Origin of the sequence: Micromonospora sp. WMMD975, from assembly GCF_029581215.1 — a bacterium.
Classification (GTDB): Bacteria; Actinomycetota; Actinomycetes; order Mycobacteriales; family Micromonosporaceae; genus Micromonospora.
In genome coordinates, this window is record NZ_CP120739.1 from 4,736,824 (window position 1) to 4,761,714 (window position 24,891).

Annotated in this window: 21 protein-coding genes; 7 read left to right on the top strand and 14 right to left on the bottom strand. The window is 74.7% G+C overall.

Going from position 1 to position 24,891, the window contains the following annotated elements:
• Positions 1–20 precede the first annotated feature (20 nt).
• From O7613_RS20780 to O7613_RS20790, 3 genes are all read right to left on the bottom strand, one after another.
• On the bottom strand, positions 21–3,734 hold the full coding sequence (locus tag O7613_RS20780) for a PD-(D/E)XK nuclease family protein (protein ID WP_282294583.1): 3,714 nt from the start codon (positions 3,732–3,734) through the stop codon (positions 21–23).
• Positions 3,735–4,132: 398 nt separating this feature from the next.
• On the bottom strand, positions 4,133–4,678 hold the full coding sequence (locus O7613_RS20785) for a TIGR00730 family Rossman fold protein (RefSeq protein ID WP_282289658.1): 546 nt from the start codon (positions 4,676–4,678) through the stop codon (positions 4,133–4,135).
• A 1-nt stretch (position 4,679) separates the two neighbouring features.
• Positions 4,680–5,549 (bottom strand): TIGR00730 family Rossman fold protein, encoded by an 870-nt coding sequence (locus O7613_RS20790; RefSeq protein WP_281586780.1) that lies wholly within the window; start codon positions 5,547–5,549, stop codon positions 4,680–4,682.
• 157 nt (positions 5,550–5,706) lie between these two features.
• On the opposite strand from O7613_RS20790, the gene O7613_RS20795 reads away from it, so the two are divergent.
• Complete coding sequence (locus O7613_RS20795) at positions 5,707–5,868, top strand: hypothetical protein (protein ID WP_281586779.1); 162 nt, start codon at positions 5,707–5,709, stop codon at positions 5,866–5,868.
• Positions 5,869–5,917: 49 nt separating this feature from the next.
• Here O7613_RS20795 and dapE read toward each other — a convergent pair whose 3' ends face one another.
• Positions 5,918–6,991, bottom strand: coding sequence for a succinyl-diaminopimelate desuccinylase (gene dapE, locus O7613_RS20800; RefSeq protein WP_281586778.1), 1,074 nt, complete (start codon positions 6,989–6,991; stop codon positions 5,918–5,920).
• A gap of 102 nt (positions 6,992–7,093) precedes the next feature.
• On the opposite strand from dapE, the gene dapD reads away from it, so the two are divergent.
• Complete coding sequence (gene dapD, locus O7613_RS20805; protein ID WP_282289659.1) at positions 7,094–8,050, top strand: 2,3,4,5-tetrahydropyridine-2,6-dicarboxylate N-succinyltransferase; 957 nt, start codon at positions 7,094–7,096, stop codon at positions 8,048–8,050.
• A gap of 48 nt (positions 8,051–8,098) precedes the next feature.
• Here the strand turns inward: dapD and O7613_RS20810 are convergent, their stop codons facing one another.
• Positions 8,099–11,437 (bottom strand): S8 family serine peptidase, encoded by a 3,339-nt coding sequence (locus tag O7613_RS20810; protein ID WP_282289660.1) that lies wholly within the window; start codon positions 11,435–11,437, stop codon positions 8,099–8,101.
• A gap of 141 nt (positions 11,438–11,578) precedes the next feature.
• On the opposite strand from O7613_RS20810, the gene O7613_RS20815 reads away from it, so the two are divergent.
• Positions 11,579–12,133 (top strand): sugar O-acetyltransferase, encoded by a 555-nt coding sequence (locus tag O7613_RS20815; RefSeq protein WP_281586775.1) that lies wholly within the window; start codon positions 11,579–11,581, stop codon positions 12,131–12,133.
• 95 nt (positions 12,134–12,228) lie between these two features.
• Positions 12,229–14,808: a hypothetical protein gene (locus tag O7613_RS20820; protein ID WP_281586774.1), complete on the top strand. Its 2,580-nt coding sequence runs from the start codon at positions 12,229–12,231 to the stop codon at positions 14,806–14,808.
• A 6-nt stretch (positions 14,809–14,814) separates the two neighbouring features.
• Here the strand turns inward: O7613_RS20820 and O7613_RS20825 are convergent, their stop codons facing one another.
• From O7613_RS20825 to fdxA, 5 genes are all read right to left on the bottom strand, one after another.
• Positions 14,815–15,462 (bottom strand): nucleoside/nucleotide kinase family protein, encoded by a 648-nt coding sequence (locus tag O7613_RS20825; RefSeq protein WP_282289661.1) that lies wholly within the window; start codon positions 15,460–15,462, stop codon positions 14,815–14,817.
• Complete coding sequence (locus O7613_RS20830) at positions 15,462–16,094, bottom strand: SIMPL domain-containing protein (protein ID WP_282289662.1); 633 nt, start codon at positions 16,092–16,094, stop codon at positions 15,462–15,464. The genes O7613_RS20825 and O7613_RS20830 overlap by 1 nt, the downstream gene beginning before the upstream one ends.
• Before the next feature lie 5 nt (positions 16,095–16,099).
• Entirely contained in the window at positions 16,100–17,125 is a 1,026-nt protein-coding gene (locus O7613_RS20835) for a prephenate dehydrogenase/arogenate dehydrogenase family protein (protein WP_282289663.1), read from the bottom strand.
• Positions 17,126–17,301: 176 nt separating this feature from the next.
• The gene (gene dapC / locus O7613_RS20840; protein ID WP_281590092.1) at positions 17,302–18,411 is read right to left on the bottom strand and encodes a succinyldiaminopimelate transaminase; all 1,110 of its coding nucleotides are present in this window, start codon (positions 18,409–18,411) and stop codon (positions 17,302–17,304) included.
• A complete protein-coding gene (gene fdxA / locus O7613_RS20845) occupies positions 18,408–18,734 on the bottom strand; it encodes a ferredoxin (RefSeq protein ID WP_030490464.1) in 327 nt (108 codons plus the stop codon). The genes dapC and fdxA overlap by 4 nt, the downstream gene beginning before the upstream one ends.
• Positions 18,735–18,813: 79 nt before the next feature.
• Between fdxA and O7613_RS20850 the strand changes: the two genes are divergently transcribed.
• Complete coding sequence (locus O7613_RS20850; RefSeq protein WP_282289664.1) at positions 18,814–19,776, top strand: GNAT family N-acetyltransferase; 963 nt, start codon at positions 18,814–18,816, stop codon at positions 19,774–19,776.
• 2 nt (positions 19,777–19,778) lie between these two features.
• On the opposite strand, the gene O7613_RS20855 is transcribed toward O7613_RS20850, so the two are convergent.
• The 3 genes from O7613_RS20855 to mshB all read right to left on the bottom strand — a co-directional run bounded on the left by O7613_RS20855 (position 19,779) and on the right by mshB (position 21,790).
• Positions 19,779–20,243 (bottom strand): hypothetical protein, encoded by a 465-nt coding sequence (locus O7613_RS20855; protein ID WP_282289665.1) that lies wholly within the window; start codon positions 20,241–20,243, stop codon positions 19,779–19,781.
• A 132-nt stretch (positions 20,244–20,375) separates the two neighbouring features.
• Positions 20,376–20,870: a hypothetical protein gene (locus O7613_RS20860; RefSeq protein WP_281586768.1), complete on the bottom strand. Its 495-nt coding sequence runs from the start codon at positions 20,868–20,870 to the stop codon at positions 20,376–20,378.
• Positions 20,867–21,790 (bottom strand): N-acetyl-1-D-myo-inositol-2-amino-2-deoxy-alpha-D-glucopyranoside deacetylase, encoded by a 924-nt coding sequence (gene mshB / locus O7613_RS20865; protein ID WP_282289666.1) that lies wholly within the window; start codon positions 21,788–21,790, stop codon positions 20,867–20,869. The genes O7613_RS20860 and mshB overlap by 4 nt, the downstream gene beginning before the upstream one ends.
• Before the next feature lie 87 nt (positions 21,791–21,877).
• Here mshB and O7613_RS20870 point away from each other — a divergent pair, with 87 nt between their 5' ends.
• Entirely contained in the window at positions 21,878–24,022 is a 2,145-nt protein-coding gene (locus tag O7613_RS20870) for a prolyl oligopeptidase family serine peptidase (protein WP_282289667.1), read from the top strand.
• A gap of 81 nt (positions 24,023–24,103) precedes the next feature.
• Here O7613_RS20870 and O7613_RS20875 read toward each other — a convergent pair whose 3' ends face one another.
• Positions 24,104–24,388: a flavin reductase gene (locus O7613_RS20875; RefSeq protein ID WP_282289668.1), complete on the bottom strand. Its 285-nt coding sequence runs from the start codon at positions 24,386–24,388 to the stop codon at positions 24,104–24,106.
• Positions 24,389–24,576: 188 nt separating this feature from the next.
• Between O7613_RS20875 and O7613_RS20880 the strand changes: the two genes are divergently transcribed.
• Positions 24,577–24,792: a hypothetical protein gene (locus O7613_RS20880; protein WP_282289669.1), complete on the top strand. Its 216-nt coding sequence runs from the start codon at positions 24,577–24,579 to the stop codon at positions 24,790–24,792.
• The last annotated feature ends 99 nt before the right edge of the window (positions 24,793–24,891 follow it).

Genomic DNA, 24,891 nt, shown 5'->3' on the forward strand with positions numbered 1-24,891 from the left:
CCTCGTTCGACTCCGCGCGCTCACGGCCGGCTCTCCGGTGGCGGCTCGACGACCTGCCGGCCCTGGCCGGAGACCGGGCAGCTCGTGCGTACCGGGCAGACCCGGCACTTGGAGTTGGCGACCGCGGCGAACGTGGACGCGGCCATCGTGTCGGCGGTCCGGCGGACCAGCGCGGTGGCCCAGCCGGCCTCCGGGCCCTCGCCGGCCGCGGCCTGGGCCTGCTCCCGGGCGTCCCGCGCGCCGGTGCCGAGCTGCACCAGCGCGGCGCCGCCGGACTCCGCGCCGAACTCCGCGAACCCGCCCGCCTCGACCGCCGCCTGGTACGCGCCGAGCTGCGGATGCTCGGCCACCTCCCGCTCGGTGACGGCCGTGGACTTGCCGGTCTTCAGGTCGATCACCACGAGCCGGCCCTCGTCGTCGACCTCCAGCCGGTCGACCCGGCCGGTCAGTTCGACCGGGCGGGACGGGTCGTCGAGGCGGACCGCGAACTCGTGCTCGATGGCGAGCAGCCGGCGCGGGTTGCCGGCCAGCCAACGCAGCAGCTTGTCGACCATCGCCTCGGCACGCTGCCGCTCCGGGCCGACCATCCAGCGGGCGGCCAGCTCGATCGCGTCGAACCGGGCGGCCACGTACTCCAGCAGCGCCTCCCGGTCCGCGCTCGCGTCCTCGGCGAGCATCGCGGCGGCGTGCACCAGGTTGCCGACGCCCTGGGCGGCGCTTGCCGGCCCGCTGCCGCCGTGCCGCTCCAGCAGCCAGCGCAGGCTGCACCGCAACGCGCTCTCCATCGCCGAGGGGGTGACCCGCACCGGCTCGCCGTCGTCGACGAGCGGCCGGTCGTCGGAGAGGCCGCGCAACCCCCACCAGTCGTCCGGGTGCGCGCCGGGCACGCCGGCGGCGGCCAGCCGGGCCAGCTCACCCGCCGCCGCGTGCCGCCGGGTGATCGGCGTCGCCGGGTCGGTGATCGCGGTACGCAGCTCCGCCACCAGCGCGGACAGGGTGAGCCCGCGCGGCGGCAGCGTCACCGGGAGCGCACCCGGCGGCCCGTCCTGCGGATGCTCGTCACCGTGCGGCACCGGCCCGTCCCGGTCCGCGCCGCTCGGATTCGGGCCGGTCTGGTTCACGCCGTGCGGGCCTGAGCCGTGTGGGTCCGGACCGCGCGGGTTCGAGCCGTGCGGATTCGGGCCGCTCGGGTCCGGGCCGCTCGGGTCCGGGCCGCTCGGGTCCGGGCCGCTCGGGTTCGGGCCGTGCGGGTTCGGGCCGTGCGGGGCGGCGCCGCCGCTGCCGGTGGCCGGCGGGTCGGTCGCGGCCAACTCGTGCAGGAAGCGGCTGGGCTGCTCCTCGTGGTCGTCGCCGCCGACCGCCGCGGAGGCGACGGCGGTGACCAGCAGGCGGCGCCGCGCCCGGCTGACCGCGACGTGGAACAGCCGCCGCTCCTCGTCCAGCAGCGCCGACGTCTGCCCGACCAGGCTGGCCCGCAGCCCGGCGCCGTCGGCCCGGCCGGCGAGCACGTCGACCAGCCGCTCCGAGCCGAGCAGGCTGCCGCGCAGTCGCAGGTCCGGCCAGACGCCCTCCTGCACCCCGGCGACGGCCACCAGGTCCCACTCCAGGCCCTTCGCCGCGTGCGCGGTGAGCAGGCGTACCGCGTCTCCCCGGTCGGCGGCGGCGGCGAGCGTGTCGGCCGGCAACTCCTGGCCGAGCACGTGGTCGAGGAAGACCTCGGTGCGTGCCCCCGGCAGCCGGTCGACGAACCGGGCCGCCGCGTCGAAGAGCACCAGCACGGCGTCCAGATCCCGGTCGGCGGCCTCGGCCCGCCAGCGTTGGGCCGTCTCGTGCTCGCCGGTGGCCGCCCGCCCCCGGGTGATCGCCCCGGCCCAGCGCTCGGCCAGCCCACTCTCCCGCCACACCGCCCAGAGGACGTCCTCGACGGTGGCGCCGGGCGTGCCGGCGGCCTGCCGGGCGGTCGCCAGCAGGTGCGCCACGGCCTGCGCCGGCTCCGCCCACCGCCGCTCGATGGTGGCCAGCTCGGCCGGGTCACGCAGCGCCTCCACAAGCAACTCACCGGAGGGGCGACGGTCCCCGCCGGCCAGCGCGAGCGCCCGCAACCCCTGGCGCAGCCGCCGCTCGGCCAGCGGGTCGGCGCCGCCGAGCGGCGAGTGCAGCAGCGCGACCGCCGACTCCTCGTCCAGCCGGTCGGGTTCGAGCGCGCAGCGGAGCAGGAGCAGCAGCGGGGCCACCGCCGGCTGGAGGTGCAGCGGCAGGTCCTCCCCGTGCACCACGGTGGGCACGCCGGCGGTGTGCAGGGCACGTCGCAGCGACGGGAGCTGCCGCCCGGTGGAACGCACCAGCACCGCCATCCGGGACCAGGGCACCCCGTCGAGCAGGTGGGCCTCCCGCAGGGCGTGGGCCAGCCACGCGGACTCGCTGGTGGCGGAGCGGAAGGTGCGCACCTCGACCGCGCCGGCCGGCGCGTCCGGGAGCGGGCGCAGCCGCCGGTGGGCCGCCGGGCCCCGGAGCCGGCGGGCCAGCCGGGCGGTCGCCGCCAGCAACTCCGGCCCGGCCCGGTAGGAGGTCGCCAACGTGACCTGGGCGGCCGGCGCGCCGGAGGCGGTCCGGAACCGGTGCGGGAACGCGCCGACCGCAGCCGGGTCGGCGCCCCGGAAGGCGTACGTGGAGGAGTCCGGGTCGGCGAAGGCGACCAGGGACTTGCCACCGCCGGCCACCACGGCGAGCAGGTCCACCTGGGCCGGGTCCGTGTCGGCAAGCTCGTCGACGTAGACGTGGGTCAGGCGGCGGCGCTCGGCGGCGAGCAACCCGGGATCGTCGAGCAGCATGCCGGTGGCGGCCCGCACCAGCTCCGCCGGGTCGTACGCGACCGAACCCCGGTTGCTCACGTCACGCAGCGCGAGGACGGCGACGTACTCGCGGAGGAAGCGGGCCGCGGCCGGCCAGTCGGCGCGGCCCAGCTTCTCGCCGAGGCGGGCCAGCTCGACCGGGCCGACGCCCCGCTCGGCGGCCCGCATCAACAGGTCACGGAGCTGCTGCGCGAACGCCCGGGTACGCAGCGCGGGGCGCATGTCCGCCGGCCAGCCGACCGGATCGTCGTCCGGCTCCTCGCCGACCACGTCGAGCAACTCGCGGATGATGAGGTCCTGCTCCGGGCCGGTGAGCAGCCGAGGTGAGGGCTCACCCCGTTCCGCCGCGGCCCGGCGGAGCAGCCCGAAGGCGTACGCCGGGAACGTGCGGACCAGCGGCTCGCGGAGCACACGGTGGCCGTCTCCGGCGATCCGGGCCTCGATCCGCCGACGCAACTCGGTGGCGCCCCGCCGCCCGAAGGTCAGCACCAGGACCCGTTCCGGGTCGACGCCCTCGGCCACCCGGGCGGCGACCGCCTCGACCAGGGTGGCGGTCTTTCCGGTGCCGGGCCCACCCACGACGAGCATCGGCCCGTCGGTGTGCGCGATGACCTCGGCCTGCACCAGATCCGCCCGACGCCCTCCGGCCACCCTCGACCCGGCCACGGATGGCCCGGCAACGGATGGCCCGGCAACGGTCGGCTCGGCCACTCTCGGCTCGGCGACGGTCGGTGGGTGCGCGGCATCGACCGTCGACCCCCCGGATCGCGGCTCCGACACGACCGGTCCGTCGGACCGGCCCACCCCCTGCCCCGCCCCGGCGTCGTGGGTGACCCCCGCCCCCGCGCCGCCGGGCCGGCGCACCAACCGGTACGCCTGCATCACCGACATCCCACCACGCCGGTACGACACCCGGAAACCGACGCCGCCCACCCGCCGCAGCGCACCCGGTCAGCAGGAACGGCCGCCACCGGGACGACCCGCCCGGCCGGCGGCGGCGCACGCCGCGTCCCGAGCACCGGTCGGCGCGGAGGGCTCGTGGTCTCTCGCCCTGCGGGCCCCTCTCCCGAGCCGCCATCCGGAAGCGCCCCCCGCAGGGCGACGCGGAGACACCCATACCGTTCCACTCGCCCGGCCCGCACCCGATGGGTGGAGCGGGAGGGGTGTCAACCAGGGCGGGACCCGGGCCGGAGCGGGACAGGCCGGGGCTGGGCGGGACCAGGGCGGGAACGGAAGCAGGGGCCAGACGGGAGCGGGGGCCAGACGGGAGCGGGGGCGCGTCAGGTGAGGCGGGCGTCGATGAGGTCGAGGGCGGCGGGCACGCTGTCGGCGACCATCACCAGGTCGAGTGCGGCCGGCTTGAGGAAGTGGCGGTCGGCCAGGGTGCCGAGCCAGTCGAGCAGCGGCCGGTAGAACCCGTCCGCGTCGACGAGCACCATCGGCTTGGTGTGCAGGGCCAGGGTGGCCGTGGTCCAGACCTCGAACAGCTCGTCGAGCGTGCCCAACCCGCCGGGCAGCGTGACGAACGCGTCCGACTTGTCGACCATCATCGTCTTGCGGCTCGCCATTCCGTCGGTGACGAGCAGTTCGTCGGCGGCCAGGTCGGCCGCCTCCAGGACGACCAGGGGCTGCGGGATGACTCCGATCGTGCGTGCTCCGGCGGCCCGGGCGCCGTCCGCCACCGCGCCCATCATGCCGACGCAGCCACCGCCGCTGACCAGGGTGTGCCCGCGCCGGGCCAGCTCGGTGCCGGTCTCGGTGGCAAGCGCCAGCCAGCGGTCGTCGAGGGTACGGGAGGACGCGCAGAACACGCAGATGTTTGCCATGTCAGCGCCGACCCGTCGGGCCCTCGGGGGCGGCCTCGGCGGCGGCCCGCTGGTCGGCGGCCACGCGGGCGACCGCCTCCTCGCGGACCGCCTCCTGCTCGGCGGAGAGCACCGCCTCGGCCTCGACGATGTGCCGGACCGCCTCGTTGACGTCGTCGGTGACGCAGATGAGGTCGAGGTCGCCCGACCCGATCTTGCCGTCGGCGGCCATCCGGTCGCGTAGCCAGTCGAGCAGGCCGCCCCAGTAGTCGGCGCCCATCAGCACGACCGGGAACCGGGTCACCTTGCCGGTCTGCACCAGGGTGAGCGCTTCGAAGAGCTCGTCCATGGTGCCGAACCCGCCGGGCAGGACCACGAACGCCTGGGCGTACTTGACGAACATGGTCTTGCGGGCGAAGAAGTAGCGGAAGTCGATGGCGAGGTCGACCCAGTCGTTGAGGCCCTGCTCGAACGGCAGCTCGATGCCGAGCCCGACGGAGAGGCCGCCGGCCTCCCCGGCGCCCCGGTTGGCGGCCTCCATCACGCCCGGGCCGCCGCCGGTGATCACCGCGTAGCCGGCTCGGGCCAGGGCACCGCCCAACTCCTCGGCCAGGCGGCACTCCGGGCTGTCGGGTTTGCTGCGGGCCGAACCGAAGACGCTTACCGCGGGCGGCAGGTCGGCGAGCGTGTCGAACCCCTCGACGAACTCGGAGAGGATTCGCAGGGCCCGCCAGGCGTCCTTGGTCTTCCAGTCGCTGCGCCCCCGGGAGTCGAGCAGCCGCTGATCTGCGGTACTGTTAGGAATCGCTCGATTGCGCAGCGTGACCGCGCCGCGGTGCCGCTCCCCCCGCGGCAGCCCCTGCTCAGCCGGCTTTCTGCTGCTCTCAGTCATGGGGCCACCGTAGTGGAGCACCGGCGGGGCGGCGCGTAGACGGGCCTGCCGGAGAAAATCTTCGCGATCAAGGCAACTTTTTCGGTGGCGGGCACGTCTTACTATTCACATACCCGGTATGCCCGGGGCGACGCGCCTTCGGGGGAGGAGCAAGCGTTTGATCAGCAACAGCGAGATGATCCGGATCCGCCGGCAGATGCAGCGGCGGATCCACGACGTGGTGGCCGAGCGTCGTCGGGCCCGGATGATGGAGGCCCACCGCGCCGAGCCGGCCGCCGAGACCGACGAGGCGGACACGTCGCTGTCTTCGAGCGTCTGACGATCCGGGGCCCCGCGACGCCGCGCGTGGGCTCCGGATCGTCGGTACGTCAGGCCGAGGCGAGCCAGCGGTGCAGGGTGGCCGCGCCGTCACGGATCTTGGTCAGTTCGACGTGCTCGTCCCTGTGGTGGGCCAGGTTCGGGTCGCCGGGGCCGAAGTTGAGCGCCGGGATGCCCAGGGCCGCGAACCGGGCCACGTCCGTCCAGCCCAGCTTGCCGATCGGGGCGGCGCCGACCGCGGCCAGGAACTCCTGCGCCACCGGGTTGTCCAGCCCCGGGGCCGCCCCGGCAGCCGCGTCGGTGACCCGCAGGTCGAAGCCGGCGAAGACCTCGCGCAGGTGCGCCTCGGCCGTCACCGGATCGCGGTCCGGGGCGTACCGGTAGTTGATCTCGATCTCGCAGAGGTCGGGGATGACGTTGCCGGCCACCCCGCCGTGGATCCCGGTGGCGTTGAGCCCCTCCCGGTAGTCGCAGCCCTCGATGGTCACCCGACGTGCCTCGTACGCGCCCAGGCGGCGCAGCACCTCGCCCGCGCCGTGGATGGCGTTCACCCCGTGCCAGGAACGCGCCGCGTGGGCCCGCTCGCCGCGCGTGGTGACGACCGCCCGCATGGTGCCCTGGCAGCCCGCCTCGACGATCCCGTACGTGGGCTCCAACAGCACCGCGAAGTCGGCCCGCAACCACTCGGGGTGGCTCTCCCCCACCAGGGTGAGGCCGTTGTAGCGCGACTCGATCTCCTCGGCCTCGTAGAAGAAGTAGGTGACGTCGTAGCGCGGGTCGGGCAGCGTCACCGCCAGGTGCAGCGCGAACGCCACCCCCGACTTCATGTCCGAGGTGCCGCAGCCGTACATCAGGTCGCCGCGCATGGTCGACGGGAAGTTGTCGTTGAGCGGAACGGTGTCCAGGTGGCCGGCGAGCACCACCCGCTGCGCCCGGCCCAGCTCGGTGCGGGCCATCACCGTGTTCGAGTGTCGATAGGTGCGCAGGTGCGGTACGCCGCGCAGCACCTCCTCGACGCAGTCGGTGATCGCCTTCTCGTTCAGGGAGACCGACTCGATGTCGACCAGGGCGCGGGTGAGCGCCACCGGATCGGCCAGGACCTCGGGGGTCAACGGGTTCTGCATGTATCGCACGGTACCGTCATCGTCGGTGGGTGCGAGGCACACGTTCCGCGCCCACGGCCGCGAGCAGCGGCGGACGCCGCCGCCGGAACGAGAGGTGACACCGTGACGTCCGCACCATCCGCCTGGGGCATCGGCCTGGCCACCGTCACCGCCGACGACCAGGTGCTCGACGCCTGGTACCCGACCGGCAAGCTGGGGCTCGGCGAGCTGCCCCTGGTGCCCGGGGAGGACCAGGCCGACGTGCTGGACCTGCCGCCGGGCGCGATCGGCGAGCGGGCGCTGCCCGGCCTGCGTACCGTCGAGGTGACCACGGTGATCGGCTCGCTCGACGACCCGATCAAGGACGCCGCCGACGCGTACCTGCGGTTGCACCTGCTCTCCCACCGCCTGGTGCGGCCCAACGAGCTGAACCTCGACGGCATCTTCGGCAAGCTGGCGAACGTGGCCTGGACCTCGGCCGGCCCGTGCCCGCCGGAGCGGGTGGACGAGCTGCGCGTCATCGAGCGGGCCGCGGGCCGCCACCTGGCGGTGTACGGGGTGGACAAGTTCCCCCGAATGACCGACTACGTGGTGCCGGCCGGCGTGCGGATCGCCGACGCGGACCGGGTCCGGCTCGGCGCGCACCTGGCCGCCGGCACCACCGTGATGCACGAGGGCTTCGTCAACTACAACGCCGGCACGCTCGGCACCTCGATGGTGGAGGGGCGGATCGTGCAGGGTGTCGTGGTCGGCGACGGCTCCGACATCGGCGGCGGCGCCTCGATCATGGGGACGCTCTCCGGCGGCGGCACCGAGAGGGTGCGGATCGGCGAGCGCAGCCTGGTCGGCGCGAACGCCGGCGTCGGGATCACCCTCGGCGACGACTGCGTGGTGGAGGCCGGCTGCTACATCACCGCCGCCTCGAAGATCAGCCTGCCGGACGGCCGGGTGGTCAAGGCCCGCGAGCTGTCCGGCGTGGACGGGTTGCTGTTCTGGCGCAACTCGGTGACCGGCGCGCTGGAGGCCAGGCCGCGCACCGGCCGGGGCATCGAGCTGAACGCCGCCCTGCACGCGAACTGACCACCCGCCGGGCCCGCGACGCGAGGTCGCGGGCCCGGACGGGCGGGCTCACCGCAGGCGGTACGCCTGGATGATCCGCTGGGTCACGGTGTTGCCGGCGTCGTCCCGGGCGGAGGCCCGCAGCGACACGTAGCCGGGGCCGGCCGGGTGCTTGACGGTGGCCGTCCAGCCGCCGCCCCGCTTCGTCACGGTCGCCTTCCGCCACGTCTTCCCACCGTCGTAGGAGACGTCGACGGCGAGCGCCGTGACCTTGCCGGACGGCGCGCCCGGCTGGCGTTGCACCGCCACCGGGACGGTGAACGTCCGGCCGGCCGGCGCGGCGCCGTCCGCCGACAGCGGCGGGGTGAACCGGACCGCCATCGCCGGCAGCCGCGCCGGCTCGTCGCCCGGCACCCGCTTGGAGCGGAACGTCCAGCTCGCCGAGACCTCGGTGCTCAGGTCCGTGAAGCTGCGCGTCGCCGTGGTGTCGAGCCGGTAGTTCGCCGCACCAGGGGGCACCTCGAACTCGCCGTACCCGGCGCCGGCCTCCGCACCGACCAGCTTGCCGTTGCGGTAGAGCGCGGTGCGTGCCGTGTCGGTGAGCGAGAAGCCCTGGTGACCGGCCGCGTCACTGTGTGTCGGCAGCGAGACCAGGACGGTGTCCCCGGTGCGGGTGATGCCCTCCTCGGGGAAGCGCGGCTGCGGCGCGAAGGACGGGCCGTACGGCGCGTTGTTCCAGACCTCGGAGTAGGCGTGGCCGGCCTGGTAGCGGGTCGGCCCGGCAGACAGCAACGCCTGCGGCTCCAGCCATCCGTTGTCCGGGTTCGGCTGGCCGAAGTCGTGCTCGAAGCTCCAGCGGGTGCGGTCGGTGCTGAGGTGTTCGATCCGCTTCCCCGGCACCTGGGCCGGCAGGATGATCGCCGAGCCGCCCATGTTGTAGTCGAGTTCCGGGTAGATGGTCCGCTCGTTGGCCAGCCCGGCGTAGCCGTTGTCGAACCGGCTGGTGACGGTCGCCAGATCGGCCTGTCGGTAGTGCCTGACGAACCCGGTGGGGAACCGGCCGGGGAACACGTCGCTCAACCCGTAGAAGTACGGGCTGCGTTCCGGCGCGGTCGGTTCGGTCCACTGGCTGGCCAGTGCGCCGACGAAGACCTTGTCGGAGACGTTGCGGCCGAGCTGGGCCGAGTAGAGGCCGTCGAACCGGTCCGTCAGGAGCCCGAAGGTGGCGTAGAAGTCACCGACGTTCCAGGCGGCGCTGATGTCGATCAGCAGCGGGGCCGCGCCGCGCTGCGGCACCGTGGTGCGGACCGGCTTCGCCCGCCGGGCGTCCAGGGTGAGCCGCTGGTTCCCGGTCACCGCCAGCTCCGGCTGGGTCAGCGTGGAGACCTCCGACCAGCCCTCGTCGCCGTCCACGAAGAGCAGGCTCTGCACCCCGTACCGGCCCTTGGGCACCCGGATCGTGGTCTCGGCGGCGCCGAACACGTCCCGGACCGAGCCGTCGTCGAGCCCGATCAGGGTGGTGTAGTAGCTGTCGGTGGGCGCGCCGGCCCGGTTCCGGTGGGTCACGGTCAGCTCGTAGCTCTCCACCTCCCGGTTGACCGCCAGCGGGGTCACCGCGACGGTGTCGCCGGATCGGGCGACGAGCCGACCGGTCCAGTAGCCGTCGACGCCGAGCCGGGTGTCCACCACGACGGTGGCCTGGGCGGTGCCGCCGGCCGGGACGGTGAGCCGGGAGTCGCTGAGGGTGAGCATGCCGGCCGGCGCGGACCGCCCGCCCGGGCCGGTGAACTCGGTGCCCAGGTCGAGGGTGAGCGGGGCGGCGCCGTCGTTGTGGTAGGTGACGGTCTTGCTGATCGGCTTGTCGTCGGCGTGCGGCCAGAGCGCGAGGCCGAACGAGACCGAGGCGGGCTCGCTCGTCACCTGCTCGGTGATCGCGTGGGCCACGTCGACCCGGCCGGCGCCCTGCTGGAACGCGGTCTGCTCGGGGTGCGGCCGGGCCGAGGCCATCAGCGTGGCCTTGTAGCGGCCCGCGTTCCAGCCGGGGTGCTGCTGGGCGATCAGCGCCGCCGCGCCGGCCACGTGCGGGGCGGCCATCGAGGTGCCGGAGAGGGAGACGTACCCGTCCCCCACCGGGTCGCCGATCTGGCCGTGCGCGGCCCGCGCCGCCACGATCTCCACACCCGGCGCGGTGATGTCCGGCTTGATGGCCCCGTCGCCGACCCGGGGCCCACGGCTGGAGAAGACGGCGAGTTCGTCGTCCCGGTCGACCGCGCCGACCGCCAGCGCGGCGTCGGCGGTGGCCGGCGAACCGACCGAGCCGTCGGCGCCGTCGTTGCCGGCGGAGATCACGAAGAGCGTGCCGGTCTGCGCGGTGAGCGTGTTGACCGCCTGCTCCAGCGGGTCGACCTCCGGCGTGTCGTAGCCGCCCAGGCTCAGGTTGACCACGGTGGCGTGCTGCTCGGCGGCGGCCCACTGCATGCCGGCCAGGATCGCCGAGTCGGTGCAGCCGTAGACCTCGCAGACCTTTCCGGAGAGCAGCGTGGCGTCCGGCGCCACGCCCCGGTACTTCCCGCCGGAGGCGGCGCCGCTGCCGGCGATGATCGAGGCGACGTGGGTGCCGTGCCCGACGATGTCGTCGGGGTTGGTCTCCTCGCTGAAGTTGCGCGACGCGGCGACCCTGCCGGCCAGGTCGGGGTGGGTGAGGTCGACGCCGGTGTCGAGCACCGCGACCGTCACGCCCTTGCCGGTGTATCCGGCGGACCAGGCGGCCGGGGCGCCGATCTGGGGCACGCTGTGGTCGAGCGTCAGCTGCCGCCGGCCGTCCAGCCAGATCCGGTCGACACCCCCCGCCGTGTCGAGCCGGGCGCCGGAGCGGTCCGCACCGATCGCGTGCCAGAGCGCGCCGGTGTCGGACTTGGTGGCGACGAGCGCCGCGCCGCCGATCGCCGGCAGGTCGCGGATCACCCGGGTGCCGGCGAGCGGGCTCGCGGCCCGCCGGGCCACCCCTTGGCGGTACGCGACAAGCAGTGGCACGGTGTCGCGGTGCGCGTCGTCGTAGCCGGCCGCGATCAGGCCGGTGACGTCGAACAGTCGCGGGTCGAGCCGGCCGGACCGGACCAGGGCCAGGGCGTCCTGGGGCACCACGCTGACGCCGTGCCGCTCGCGGCGGACCACGAACTGCATCCCGGTGCGATCGGCGCCGGGGCGTACCGCGATCCGGCCGGCGGGGGCGACGGTGACCTGGTCGCCGGTGATGAGGGTGACGGTGGCCGGTCGGCCGGACGTGCCCGTGTGGGCCGGTGTGCCGGTCGTCGCCGCCGGGGCGGCGGCGTGTGCGGGCACGGGCAGGCCGAGCGCCAGGCCCAGGGCGAGGCCGAGCGCGGCCAGCTTTCTGCGATTCCGGGGCAACCTTCTCTCCTTCGTGAGGCGTTTCATCGACGCATGTCACATCGATGTGGGTTACCAGCATTGCATACCGGGTATGCAATCGGAAGTCACTAATCCGACCGAACCGGCTCCAACCCTCCACCCGGCCGGGATGATCCGTCGATGACCATGAAGGACCGGATGCTGGCCGGCGAGCCGTACATCGCCGACGATCCCGCGATCATCGCCGACCTGGACCGCGCCGCCCGACTCACCGAACGCTTCAACCGCAGCTCCGCCGACGATCCGCAGGGCCGCCTCGCCGCCCTGCGCGACCTGCTCGGCTCGCTCGGCGAGGGCGCCTGGATCCGACCGCCGTTCCACTGCGACTACGGCTACCAGACCCACCTCGGGCCGCGCAGCTTCGTCAACTTCAACGCGGTCTTCCTCGACGTCGCCCGGATCACCATCGGCGCGGACGTCCAACTCGGACCGAACGTGCAACTGCTCACCGCCACGCATCCGGTGGAGCCGGAGGCCCGCCGGGCCAAGTGGGAGGCCGCCGAGCCGATCACCATCGGCGACAACGCCTGGCTCGGCGGCGGGGTGATCGTGCTCGCCGGGGTGAGCGTCGGCGACAACACGGTCGTCGGCGCCGGCGCGGTGGTGACCCGCGACCTGCCGGCGAACGTGGTGGCGGTGGGTAACCCCGCCCGCCCGATAAAAACCCTGGCCTAATTGCCTGAGCTGCCGAAACAACCCCTTCCGGGGGATGCGGATTCCGGAAATAGCGAGCACTCTGGGTAGTGGAACGCTTACTCTGGGGGACCGCGATGGAGCGCGTGCTGGAACTACGGGTGCACGGGGTGTCCAACACCCCGCCGGATCAGCTACTGGGCCTCGCCCCCGGGCCAGGGGCCGGCACTCCCCAACCCGAGCTGGTCGCCGGCGGACAGGTCACCGGGTTCTACCGCTCCACCGGCGCCGAGCGGGACGACCCGATCAACGTCGAGGCGTACAGCTGGGGGACGTTGACCTCCGGCGCGCGGACCCGGCGCGACCTGCAACGCGCCCTCTGGACGCTGCTGCTGCCCTTCGCGCTGGCGAACGTCGCGCTGCACGCCCGGGCCGGCATCCCGGCGGACCCGGACCGGGAACGCTGGGCCAGCCGGTCCGGCATCACCGCCTGGCTCATCCGGCTGTTCTGCCTGAGCCTGACCTGCACCCTGGTGGTCGCCGTGACCGGGATCGGCGTGGACCTCGTCGGCTGGCAGTGCGTGGGCCCGCAGTGCCTCGGCCAGATCCCCGGCCCGTGGGAGTTCCTCGGCAACTCCTGGTGGCGCGAGGGCACCCGGACACTCGCCCTCGGGCTGCTGCTGCCGCTGCTCGTGCTGGGCGTGATCGGGCTGCTCGCCTGGCGCACCTATCAGTACGAGGCGGAGATGCCGGCCGAGCCGCGCCCCCGGCCGGCCCGCCGCGGCGACGACCCGGCCGAGCCGGCTGACCCGGCCGAGCCGCTGGAGAACCCGCTCCAGGACCCGACGTTCTGGAACGGCGAGGGCCAGTTGCGCCGGGCCGCGGTGCTGCACCTGTGCACCGGAGCGGTGACCGCCGCCGCCGTACCCGTTGCCGCGGTGCTGATCATGGATCCGCCGCGCGGCCTGCGGGCCGCCGTCGCCTGGCCCACCGTGGCGCTGTTCGTCACCGTGGTGACGATCGCCGTGGTCGCGGTGGGCCGCCCCTGGCTCAGCCGCCGCCAGGGCGCCACCCCACTGGGTCGGTGGAGCGTCGCGGTGGCGGCGCTCACCGGGCTCGGGCTGGTCGGCACCTTCGTCCTGCTGCTGCTCCCGGAGGGTCCGGCCGGCCGGCCGCTGAGCACGTACCGGCCGCCGGTCGGATGCGCGACGACACCGGACCTCGCCGGCTGTCTCACCGCGCGCCCGCTGCCCGGCTACGAGACCGGACTCGCCTGGCTGGTCACCTACCAGGTGCTGCTGCTGGTGGCCATCGGCGCGGCCAACCGCTCCGGCCGGCGGGCGCTGACCGGACCGGTGGCCGCCGCCGTGCTGCTGCCACTCGGCGTGGCCTGGATCGAACGCGGCCTGCCCGGCCTGCCCACCGCACCGGCCGGACTACGGACCTGGATGCTCGTCGGTCCGGCCATCGCGCTCGCCGTCGCCGGGCTGCTGCTGCCCCGGCTCCGGCCCGCCGTGCCGGCCCAGCCGCTCGGCGCGTACACCGGTCTCGCCTGGCACGGCTGCGCGCCGGCGGTCATCGCCGGCTTCGGCTGGATGATGGCCGTCGCGTACTGCGCCGGGCTGCTCTACTGGGTCAGCGAACGGCTCGCCGGACCGGCCGCGCCCGCCGGCACGAGCCGCGTGACGCCGCCGCTCGCCGTCTTCTGGGCCGGACTGGCCTGCGTGGTAGGGCTGCTCACCCTGCTCGCGCTGCTGGTCCGGGCCGCGGTCCTGCTGCACGGCCTGCGCCGCGCCGAGTACGCCGGGCTGACCTCCGCCGGCGGCCTCTCCGCGCATGACCTGCGCCGCTGCCGCGACGTCAGCACCTACCGGGCGCTGCACCGGCTGGTGGGTGAACACGCGGTCCGGCTGATCGGCGGCTACGCGGCCGGGTCCGCGGTCCTGATCACCCTCTGCTGCGCCGCCACGCTCTCCGGCCACCGGCCCGGCCCGCTCTCCCCCGGCTGGCAGCTCGCCGTCCACTGGGCCGCCGAACTCGGCGACGCCGTACTCGGCTGGCTGCCGGTGGTGACGAGCGCGCTCGGCTGGCTGGTCTACCGCACCGACTCGGTACGCCGCTCGGTCGGCGTGATCTGGGACGTGTGCACGTTCTGGCCGCGGGCCGCGCACCCGCTCGCCCCGCCCAGCTACGCCGAACGCGCCGTGCCGGAACTCCAGACCCGGGTGGCCGGACTGCTGGCGCTGCCGCCCCACCATCCGGACCGGATGGACGGCGTGATCCTCTCCGGGCACAGCCAGGGCACCGTCATCTGCGCCGCGATGCTGCTGCAACTGCCCCGCCGGTGGCGGCACCGGACCTGGTTCTTCTCCTACGGCTGCCAGCTCACCCGGCTCTACGGCCGGGTCTTCCCGTCGTACTTCGGGCCGGAGCGGCTGCGCACCCTGGCCCGCGCGGTCACCTGGCCCGACGGGCACGTCGCCTGGACGAACTTCTGGCGCGACACCGACCCGCTCGGCTGGCAGGTCAGCGCCGGGCAGCGGGACGTGTCGGTGACCGACCCGGAAGCGCTGCACCCGTCCGGCGGCGAGGTCGCCGACCCGCCGATCCGCAGCCACAGCGGCTACCCGGACGCGGTGGAGTTCACCCGCGAGCGGGCCGTGGTGGCCCGACTGCTGCGCCGGAGCGTGCCGGCGCCCCGCCCGGGAGCCGGCTGACCGCCCTCACCCCTCCGGCGGGTCCGCCAACCGGACCACCAGGTCGGCGTGCTTGGCCGTGCCGGCGACCAGCCGGGCGTTGCGCTCGTCGCTGCCGAGCGCCCACGCCCGGGCCTGCTCCGGCGACTTCCCGTACGCCACGTGCCGGTCAGTGAGCCGACGCAACCGCAACTCGGAGTCCAGGTCCAGGAACCAGGCCCGGTGCAGCAGCGAACGCACCTCCTCCCACGGCTCGTCCCGCAGCAGCAGATAGTTGCCCTCGGTGACCACCAGCCGCACCTCCGGCGGCACCTCGATCGCCCCCGCGACCGGCTCCTCCAGGTCACGGCGGAACTCCGGCGCCCACACCGAGGTGGGCTCCAACCGGCGCAACCGGCGCAGGGTGGCCACGAAGCCGTTGACGTCGAACGTGTCCGGCGCGCCCTTGCGGCCCGCCCGGCCCAGCCGGGCCAGCGCCGAACCGGCCAGGTGGAAGCCGTCCATCGGCACCAGCCGGGCGGCCGGGCCGACCTCGGCGACGATCCGCTCCGCGAGCGTGGACTTACCCACGCCGGGCGCGCCGGCGATGCCGAGCAACTGCCGCGGGCCGTCCTCGGCGAGCGCCCGCGCCCGGGCGACCAACTCGTCGAGCGCGAGCACCTCTGTCCGCGGCATCAGCCGAGCACCGGCTCGCTGATGGTGAACCGCGCCTCCACCGCCGCGTGCACCGGCTGCGGCGCCGGGTCCAGCTCCAGCTCCGGCGCGGACTCGGCGTACGCGGCCTTGGCAAGCATCGGCGGGGCGGCGGTCAGGCCGGTGTCGGACAGCTCCCGCAGCGCCGTGACGCGGGCACCGAGCGCCTCCGCGTACTCCCGGGCGCGGGCCAGCGCGTCGGCGATCGCGGCGTGCCGCGCCGCCCGGTAGGCCGGGCTGTCCGGCCGCAGCGACCACACCGGGCCCGCCACCTCGACCTGCTCGTGGTCGGCCAGGCGGAGCATCAGCTCGCCGAGCGCGGTGAAATCGGTGACCGTGACCGTGGTGCTCACCCGGCCCTGGTAGGCCACCACCCGGTCGCCCGAGCGCTTCGTCACCGGCCAGACGTTCACCTGCCCGGTCTCCCGCCCCTGGACGACCGGCCCGGCCGCGTCGAGCAGCGCCCGCACCGCGGCGGCCCGTTCCGCCAGCCGGGTCAGCGTGGTCTCCCGGTCCCGGTCCCGCGCGACCGCGGTCACCGTGAACCGGGCCAGCTCGGGAGCGACCTCCTGGTACGCCTCGCCGCGTACCGCGACCACAGGTGCGTCCGCCATGCCGCTCAGCCTAACGGCGCGGTGGCCGGCAGTCGCGCGGTGTATCCGACCGCGCCGCCCGCCACCCGACACCCGGTGAGGTGGCCTCCCGCCGTGCCGATCTCCCGCAGGTAGGCCAGCTCGCCCGCGTGGTCCGCGTCGGCCGGGAACTCCCGCCGGTGCACGCTGTGGCCGCGGTCGCGCAACGCGGCACGCGCCGCCCGGGCCTCGGCCAGCCGGTCGGCCAGCGCCCCGGCGTCCCCGGCCCGCAGCGCGCCGGTCAGCTCGTCGAGGAAGGCGGTCACCTCGGCCAGCTCCGCCAACACCCGGTCCCGGTTGCCCAGCAGCATGTTCGCGGTCCGCTCGGGTGGCCCCCCGGCGACCCGGGTGCCGTCGGAGAAACTGCCGGCCGCGAGCGTCAGCACCGCCTCCCGCAACGCCGACCGCCGTACCGTGCCCGCCAGCGCGCCGGCGAGCACGTGCGGCACGTGCGAGGCGAGCGCGGCGGCGGCGTCGTGCTCCGGGGCCGACATCGGCACCACCCGGGCGTGGAAGACGTCGACGAGCAACGCGGCGAGCCGCCGGAACGCGGCCAGCCCGGTCGGCCCCGGGCAGAGCACCCAGGCCGCGCCGTCGAGCAGCTCCGGGCGGGCCGCGGCCGGCCCGGCCCGGTCGGCGCCGGCCATCGGGTGGCCGGGCACGAACCGGTGCCCCAGCCCCTGCGCGGCGGCGGCGACGGTGACCTCCGCCTTGACGCTGCCCACGTCCGTGAGCACACACCCGTCGTCGGTGGCGGCGGCCACCCGGGCCAGGGTGGCGGGCAGCGTGGGCAGCGGGCCGCAGGCGAACACCACGTCCCGACCGGTCACCGCCTCCTCGACGGTGTCCGGGACCGCGACCCCCTGCTCGCGCACCTGCCGGCGGGTCTGCGGATCCGGGTCCCAGCCGGCGACGTCGAGCCCGGCGTCACGGAGCCGGAGCAGCACCGAGCCGCCGATCAGCCCGGTCCCGACCACCGCGGCGCGTGCCAACCCGCCGGCCTCGCCCACCATCGGTCCACCTCGGCGTCCGCGTCGTCGGCGGAGCCCGGGTGGCCCCGCGGAAAGTCCCGCCGAGGATATCGCCCGCCGTCCCGCCGAGGCCCGGGTGTAAGGCGGGGGCCCCTATTAACACCTGGTGTTAAGAAGGGGCCCCGCCTCTACCGAAAGCGTTAAGCGGGGCCCCCGCCTTACGAGCCGGCGAGGCGGGTGGGCACCGCGTTGATGTGCGCGTCGGACTCGGTGAGCGCCACCCGCACGTGCCGGGCGCCGGCCGGGCCGTAGAAGACACCGGCGGCGACCAGGATCCCCCGCCGGGCCAGCCAGTCGACGGTGTCCCAGCAGTCCTCGTCGCGGGTCAGCCAGAGATAGAGCCCGGCCTCGGAGTGCTCGACCGTGAAACCGGCGGCGGTGAACGCCGCCCGCAGCGTCTCCCGCCGGGCCCGGTAGCGCTCCCGCTGCGCGTCGGCGTGCGCCTGGTCGCCGAGCGCGGCCACCATGGCGGCCTGCACCGGCGCCGGCACGATCATGCCGGCGTGCTTGCGGATCTTGAGAAGCTCCGCCGTCAACGCCGGGTCGCCGGCCACGAAGCCGGCCCGGTAGCCGGCCAGGTTGGAGCGCTTGGAGAGCGAGTGCACGGCCAGCACGCCGGCGTACGACCCGCCGCACACCTGCGGGGAGAGGACCGAGACGGGTTCGGCGTCCCAGCCCAGCGGCAGGTAGCACTCGTCGCTGGCGACCACCGCGCCCCGCTCCCGGGCCCACTCGACCACCTTGCGCAGGTGGGCCGCGGGCAGCACCCGACCGGTCGGGTTACCCGGCGAGTTGACCCAGACCAGGCGGACCCGGGGATCGGGACCGAGCGCGGTCAGCGAGTCGCTGCGCACCGTGGTCGCGCCGGCCAGCCGTGCCCCGTCCTCGTACGTCGGGTAGGCGACGGACGGCACCACGACCACGTCACCGGGGCCGAGCCCGAGCAGCGTGGGCAGCCAGGCCACCAGCTCCTTGGAGCCGATCGTGGGCAGCACGCCCAGCCCGTCGACGCCCGCGCCGCAGGCACGGGCCACCCAGGCCGCGATGGCGTCCCGCAGCGCGGGCGTGCCGGCGGTCAGCGGATAGCCCGGCGCGTCCGACGCGTCGGCGAGCGCCCGCCGGATCAGCGGCGGCACCGGGTCGACGGGCGTACCCATGGAGAGGTTGATGAGACCGTCCGGGTGCGCCGCGGCCGTGGTGGCCGCAGCGTCCAGCGTGTCCCAGGTGAACTCGGGCAGCCGCGCCGAGACCGGCGTGGGCCGGCTCAGTGGCCCTCGCCGCGCGGCGGCTGCGCGGCGACGAAGGTGGCGTCCTTCTCCACCTTGCCGACCTTCGAGGCGCCCCCGGGCGAGCCCAGGTCCTCGAAGAACTCGTAGTTCGCGCCGGTGTAGTCCTTCCACTGCTCCGGCACGTCGTCCTCGTAGAAGATCGCTTCGACCGGGCAGACCGGCTCACAGGCACCACAGTCGACGCACTCGTCGGGGTGGATGTAGAGCATCCGGTTGCCCTCGTAGATGCAGTCGACCGGGCACTCCTCGATGCATGCCTTGTCGAGCACATCCACGCACGGCTCGGCGATGATGTAGGTCACCGGTCTTCTCCTCCGCAAGACTCGTCGCGATCATCCGCAACGGTAAGAGCCTAGTATCTCGCCGGGGAGGGGGTCGATCGTGCTCCGACAGCAGGACGTGGGATACCGAATAGTGGTCCGCCGGATTGTGGGGATTCGCGAGGGCCGACCGCTGTTCGCGGACGCGCTCGGCGAGCTTGTCGAGCTGAGCGAGACCCACATCACGTTGGCCACCGACGGCGGGCCGCTGCGCGTCCCGGTCGACGAGGTGCACCGGGCCCGGCGGGTGCCGCCGGCCCGCCGGCCGACCGCCGCCGCGATGATCGCGTTGGAGACAGCCGCCGACGAAGCCTGGCCGGCCCCGGTACGCGGACGGCTCGGCGACTGGCGGCTGCGCGCCGCCGCCCGCTGGACCGGCCGGGCGAACAGCGCGCTGCCGATCGGCGACCCGGACCGCCCGCTGCCCGCGGCGCTGGACGCGGTGCAACGCTGGTACGCCGACCACGGCCAGCCGGCCCTGGTGAACACGCCGCTGCCGCTGGCCGCCCCGGTCGGCACGGAGCTGGACGCGCGCGGCTGGACGTCCCGCCCGCCTGTGCTGGTGCAGACCGTCCCACTGGCCACCCTGACCGCCCCCGCGCCGCAGCCGGACGCCGCCGACCTGCCGCCCGTGGCGCTGAAAGCCGCGCCCACCGACGACTGGCTGGGTGTCGCCGCCGACCGCAAGGGCGGCCTCCCGGACGCCGCGCGGCACGTGCTCACCGCCGTGGACCGGATCCGCTTCGCCGAGCTGCGGGTCGACGGCCGGCTGCTCGCGGTGGGGCGCGGCACGGTCACCGGCGAGGGCCGGTGGCTCGGCGTGTGCCTGCTCGAGGTGCTGCCGGAGGCCCGCCGGCAGGGGTACGCCGGCGCCGTCGTCCGCGCCCTGGCCGGCTGGGCCGCCGCCGAGGGCGCGACCCGCGCGTTCCTCCAGGTGGAGCAGCGCAACGTCGCCGCCGTCGGGCTCTACCGCCAGCTCGGCTTCACCACCCACCACACCTACCTGACCCGGGTGGCGCCCTGACGTCAGCGGCGGACGACCTTGCGGGGCCGCGACTGCTTCAGCTCGGCGTACCGCTTGAGCTGGCGGGAGCGGAAGTCCCGGCCGAGCGCGGTCAGGGTCAGGAAACCGATCAGCACACCGGCCGCGGTGGCCGCCAGGTAGAGCCAGATCTGGGCGAAGAAGAGGCCGGCGCCGCCGCCGAACGGGTTCTCGCCGACGAGCAGCGGGCCGACGAACACGGTCAGCGCCAGCGCGGTGACCACCGCGACGGCCAGGTCACCGGCCCAGTGCCCCACCGGCCGGTCGGCGCCCCACCGGAACGAGACACCGGCCAGGATCAGGCCGATCGCCAGGAACATCACGAGCGAGACCCGGCCGGCGGCGGTGTCGTCGTCCGGAAAGGCGAATGTGATGACCAGCCGGGCCACCACGTTCACCACGAACAACCCGGCCGCCAGCACGCCGACCGCACGCCACCGCTGACCCATCGCACGCCTCCCGCCGTACCGCCCGCCGCCGCGGCGGGCCTCTGGCAGAAGTGTCTACCACCGTCACCTGTGCGGCGTCAGCACCTCGGCCCGCGCGGGAAGCGGCGGTCAGCTCGGCGCGGGCGGCGGCGGTCAGCTCGGCGCGGGCGGCGGCGCCACGAGGTGCCGGAAACCGAGCACCGCGAACGTGACCGCGCCGGTCACGATCAGCGCGAGGCCGAGCACGTTGTCGCCGGCCAGGGCCAGGTCACCCTCGGTGGTCCGGAACCCGCCCACGACGATCACCAGGAACCACGGCACCGCGGCCAGCGCCACCGCCCACCGGCTGCCGGTCGAGGAGTGCGCGAACCAGCCCAGCAGCACCGTCGACGCCGCCACCGCGGCGATCCCGGCGACCGCCAGCCCGATGCCGACGAGCGCCTGCGCACCACCGGAGCGGCCCTGCACCGTCTCCCAGGCCCAGGTCGCGAAGATCAGGTCGAGCAGCGCGACGAGCACGCCGGCCCACACCGCCACCACGCCGCCGACCACCCGCAGCACGCCGTCGAGCGTCCGCTCCGCCCGGCTCGGCGGTGCGGGCGGCTGCGGCTCGGGAAGGACCGACACGGGTACGGCGGGCGACGTCACCGGAGACCGGCCGCCGCGACCGGTGCACGGTCCGGCCCGTCCAGGGCCACCCCGGCGAAGAGGTCGTCCTCCCAGCCGTACGGGCCGGCGCCCGGACCCTTCTCGCCGACCGCGAGCGTGAAGTATTCGACGCCCATGAACTCGGCGCCGAAGTTGCCGGCGATGGCGTACAGCCAGGAGTTGGCCGGGATCTGGGTGGCGTGCGCGCGCATCGCCGCCTCCTTCGCGGCGTGCCGCTCGGTGGCGTCGATCCGCGCCGCGATCTGTGCGTCCGGGGTGCCGAACGGCAGCTCCGACACGTCGGAGATGCCGGCGAACGGGTTGTCCGACGACTCGGTGAACGCCTCCAGGCCGGCGTCGAGCACGCTGCGCGGCATGGCCGTCCAGTAGACCTTCGCCGGGGCGATCCCCTCGGCCGCGGCCAACTCCACCCCGCGCATCGCCACCCGGTGCGCCTGGATGTGGTCGGGGTGGCCGTAGAAGCCGTTCGGGTCGTACGTGATCACGACCTGGGGGCGGACCTCGCGGATGACCTCCAGCAGGTGCCCGGCGGCGGTGTCCAGGTCGGCCCGCCAGAACGCCCGCGGGTGCTCGTTGGTGACCAACCCCATCATCCCGGAGTCGCGGTAGCGGCCCGCACCGCCGAGGAACCGGTGATCGGTGACGCCGAGCGCGGCGCAGGCCGCGTCCAACTCCCCGATCCGGTAGCCGCCGAGCTGGTCGGCCTCGGCCGCGGCCAGCCGCGCCAGCGCCGGCACGTGGATCTCGCCCTCCTCGCCGAGCGTGCAGGTCACAAGCGTGACGTGGGCGCCGGCGGCGGCGTAGTGCGCCATCGTCGCGCCGGTGCCGATCGACTCGTCGTCGGGATGCGCGTGGACCAGCAGGAGGCGTCGGTCGGGCAGCGTCGTCACGCCCGTCACTCTAACCGGCGGTCCTGCCGCCCCGACGGTGATGCGTACGCCCAGGTCGCTCACATCACGCCCGACGCCCGCCTACGATCTGCAGGCGTGGACTTTCCCGAGCTGGCCGCCCGTACCCGTCGGTTCAGCCACGGGGCGCCGCGCGCCGTCACCGTCGCGGGGGACGGCTCCCGGGTGCTCTTCCTGCGTTCCGCGGGACCGGAGGATCCGGCCGACGCGCTCTGGCTGCTCGACGTCGACACCGGCGAGGAGCGTCTGGTCGCGGACCCGGCGGTGCTGCTGGGCGCCGACGCCGAACCGGCGCGGGTGGCGCCGGGCGAGCGGGCGCTGCGCGAGCGGCTGCGGCTCAGCGCCGGCGGCATCGGCTCGTACGCGCTCGACGCGGCCGGTCGGGTGGCCGTGTTCGCGCTGGCCGGGCGGCTGTTCCGGGCCGACCTGGGGCACGGCGACGTGGTCGAGGTGGCCACCGTCGGGCCGGTGATCGACCCCCGGCCCGACCCGACCGGCGAGCGGCTGGCCTACGTCACCGACACCGCCGAGGGCGTCCGCCGGGGTCAGCTCCGGGTGGTCGAACCGGACGGTACGGACAACCTGCTCGCCGGCGAGGACAGCGGGGTGACCTGGGGGCTGGCCGAGCACATCGCGGCCGAGGAGTTCCGCAGGTACCGGGGCTACTGGTGGGCCCCGGACGGGCGCTCGGTGTTGGCCGCCCGGGTCGACGAGTCCCGCCTGCCCCGCTGGTACCTGCACGACCCGGCCGACCCGGCGAGCCCGCCGACGTCGGTGGCGTACCCCCGGGCGGGTGGCCCGAACGCGGAGGTCAGCCTGCACCTGCTCGACCTCGACGACGGCTGGGTCGACGTGCACTGGGACCGGGAGACCTACCCCTATCTGAGCGCGGTGGAGTGGGCGGACGGCGGGCCCCTGATCACGGTGCTGCGCCGCTCGCAGCAGCACGGCCTGGTGCTCGCGGTGGACCCGCGCACCGGCGAGACGCAGGTGCACGCCGAGCTGGCCGACCCGCGCTGGGTGGAGCCGATCCCCGGCACGCCGGCGCACCTGCCCGACGGGCGGGTGCTGGTCGGGGGCGAGCTGGCCCACGACGGGTACGACGCCCGCTGCCTGTTCGCCGACGGCACGCTGCTCACCCCGCCCTCGCTGTACGTGCGGCGGGTGGTCGGACGGTTGCCGGGCGGCCCGAACACGGCCGCCGACCTGCTCGTCGAGGCGAGCGAGGGCGAGCCGAGCCAGAGCCACCTCTACCGGGTGCGGACCACCATCGGCGGCGGGATGGACGCCCGCCGGATGGGCAGCGACCCCGGCTGGCACACCGCCGCGATCGGCGGGTCCACGCTCGCGGTGGGGGTCGCGTCGCTCGAGCACGCCGGGGTCCGCTGGCGGATCTGGCACGGCGACCGTGAGGTGGGCGAGTTGCGTTCGCTCGCCGCCGTCCCGTCGTACGCTCCCCGACCGACGCTGGTGCGGGTGACCGACAGGCGGCTCCCGAGCGCGGTGCTCTACCCGGCCGAGCACGTGAAGGGCACCCGGCTGCCGGTGCTGGTGGACGTCTACGGCGGCCCGGGGCACCAGGAGGTCGTCGCCGTGCGGGGCGCCTGGTTGGAACGGCAGTGGTGGGCCGATCAGGGCTTCGCCGTGGTGACCGTCGACAACCGGGGTACGCCTGGTATCGCGCCCTCGTTCGAGAAGGCGATCCACCGCCGGGTCGCGGACGTGATCCTGAGCGACCAGGTGGACGCGCTTACCGCGCTCGCCGGCAAGCACCCCGACCTGGACCTGGACCGGGTGGCGGTGCGCGGATGGTCGTTCGGCGGCTGGCTCGCCGGCCTGGCGGTGCTGCGCCATCCGGAGCTGTTCAAGTGTGCGATCGTCGGCGCGCCGGTCACCGACTGGGCCTGGTACGACACCGCCTACACCGAGCGTTACCTGGGCCTGCCGGAGGACGGCATGGACGTCTACGCCCACCACTCGCTGGTCGAGCTGGCCGCCGAGCCGTTCGGCGACCCGGCCGAGGCCCGGCCCATGCTGCTGGTGCACGGCCTGGTCGACGACAACGTGCTGGCCGCGCACACGCTGCGGCTCTCGGCCGCGCTGCTGTCCACCGGCCGCCCGCATGCCGTCCTGCCGCTGACCGGTGCCAGCCACCTGGCGGCGGGCGGCGTCGCGGAGCGCCTCCTCCCCCTGGAGCTGGATTTCCTCCGCCGCCACCTGTAAGGCGGGGGCCCCGCTTAACGCATTCGGTAGAGGAAGGGGCCCCTATTAACACTTGCGTGCCAGGCGCGTCGCCAGAGGCGGTCAGGGCTCGATGTGGCCGAGGTGGCGGATCTGGCTGCGGTGGACCGTGCAGTGCCGGACCCAGCCGAGGAACCTGCCGTAGAGCGCCAACAGGTCGGGCGGGTTCGGGTACAGCCGGGTCAGGTCTTCGGCCGCCTCGTTCATCAGCCCCGCCATATCCAACGCCAGGTACTGCGATTCGCCGGCGTACTGGGCGGCCAGCTCCAACCGGGCGGGTCCGCAAGGCCAGGGGTGGGCGCAGGCGGTGCAGATCCAGAGCGGCTTGAGCGGGGCGTGTCGCTGCATTTCGACCTCCTGGAGCATGCCCGACGCCAGGGACACCCCGCCCTACGGAGTCATGCCTCCAGCAGAGCGGGGACCTCACCCATCGAACCCCGACGCTTGCCACCCCGTCAACCTTGACGGGCCCACATTGGTGGGACCATTTAACCGCGTAGTCACTGACGGGCCTGCACGCTCCTACCGTCGAAGGCGTGACCAAGGAGACGGGACCAGGCGAACTCGTCGCGGCCGGTGAGATCTTGAAGATGCTCGGGGTGGGCAGGTCGAGGTTTCGGGAGATCCGGAGGCACCCCGCGTTTCCTGCGCCGTACCAGGAGCTGTCGGTCGGCGCGGTCTGGCTCAAGCGGGATGTGGAACGCTACATCCGGGACCACCGACCACCCCGGCCGGCGGACGACGACGAGTAACCCCACGACTGGGGCTATGTTGATCGTGGCCAAAACGATCGCCGCCCGGGCCGGAGCGTGGACCACCGTACGGCCGGTTGCCCGCCTGCGCGGCGTCCC

Excerpts from the sequence above, each read along its gene's own strand:
- O7613_RS20785 (WP_282289658.1), bottom strand. The coding sequence starts at position 4,678 with ATGGCAAACATCTGCGTGTTCTGCGCGTCCTCCCGTACCCTCGACGAC.
- O7613_RS20825 (WP_282289661.1), bottom strand. The coding sequence starts at position 15,462 with ATGCCGCGGACAGAGGTGCTCGCGCTCGACGAGTTGGTCGCCCGGGCG.
- O7613_RS20835 (WP_282289663.1), bottom strand. The coding sequence starts at position 17,125 with ATGGTGGGCGAGGCCGGCGGGTTGGCACGCGCCGCGGTGGTCGGGACC.
- O7613_RS20815 (WP_281586775.1), top strand. The coding sequence starts at position 11,579 with ATGACCATGAAGGACCGGATGCTGGCCGGCGAGCCGTACATCGCCGAC.
- O7613_RS20790 (WP_281586780.1), bottom strand. The coding sequence starts at position 5,549 with ATGACTGAGAGCAGCAGAAAGCCGGCTGAGCAGGGGCTGCCGCGGGGG.
- O7613_RS20830 (WP_282289662.1), bottom strand. The coding sequence starts at position 16,094 with ATGGCGGACGCACCTGTGGTCGCGGTACGCGGCGAGGCGTACCAGGAG.
- O7613_RS20855 (WP_282289665.1), bottom strand. The coding sequence starts at position 20,243 with ATGGGTCAGCGGTGGCGTGCGGTCGGCGTGCTGGCGGCCGGGTTGTTC.
- dapE (WP_281586778.1), bottom strand. The coding sequence starts at position 6,991 with ATGCAGAACCCGTTGACCCCCGAGGTCCTGGCCGATCCGGTGGCGCTC.
- O7613_RS20820 (WP_281586774.1), top strand. The coding sequence starts at position 12,229 with ATGGAGCGCGTGCTGGAACTACGGGTGCACGGGGTGTCCAACACCCCG.
- O7613_RS20875 (WP_282289668.1), bottom strand. The coding sequence starts at position 24,388 with ATGCAGCGACACGCCCCGCTCAAGCCGCTCTGGATCTGCACCGCCTGC.
- O7613_RS20780 (WP_282294583.1), bottom strand. The coding sequence starts at position 3,734 with ATGCAGGCGTACCGGTTGGTGCGCCGGCCCGGCGGCGCGGGGGCGGGG.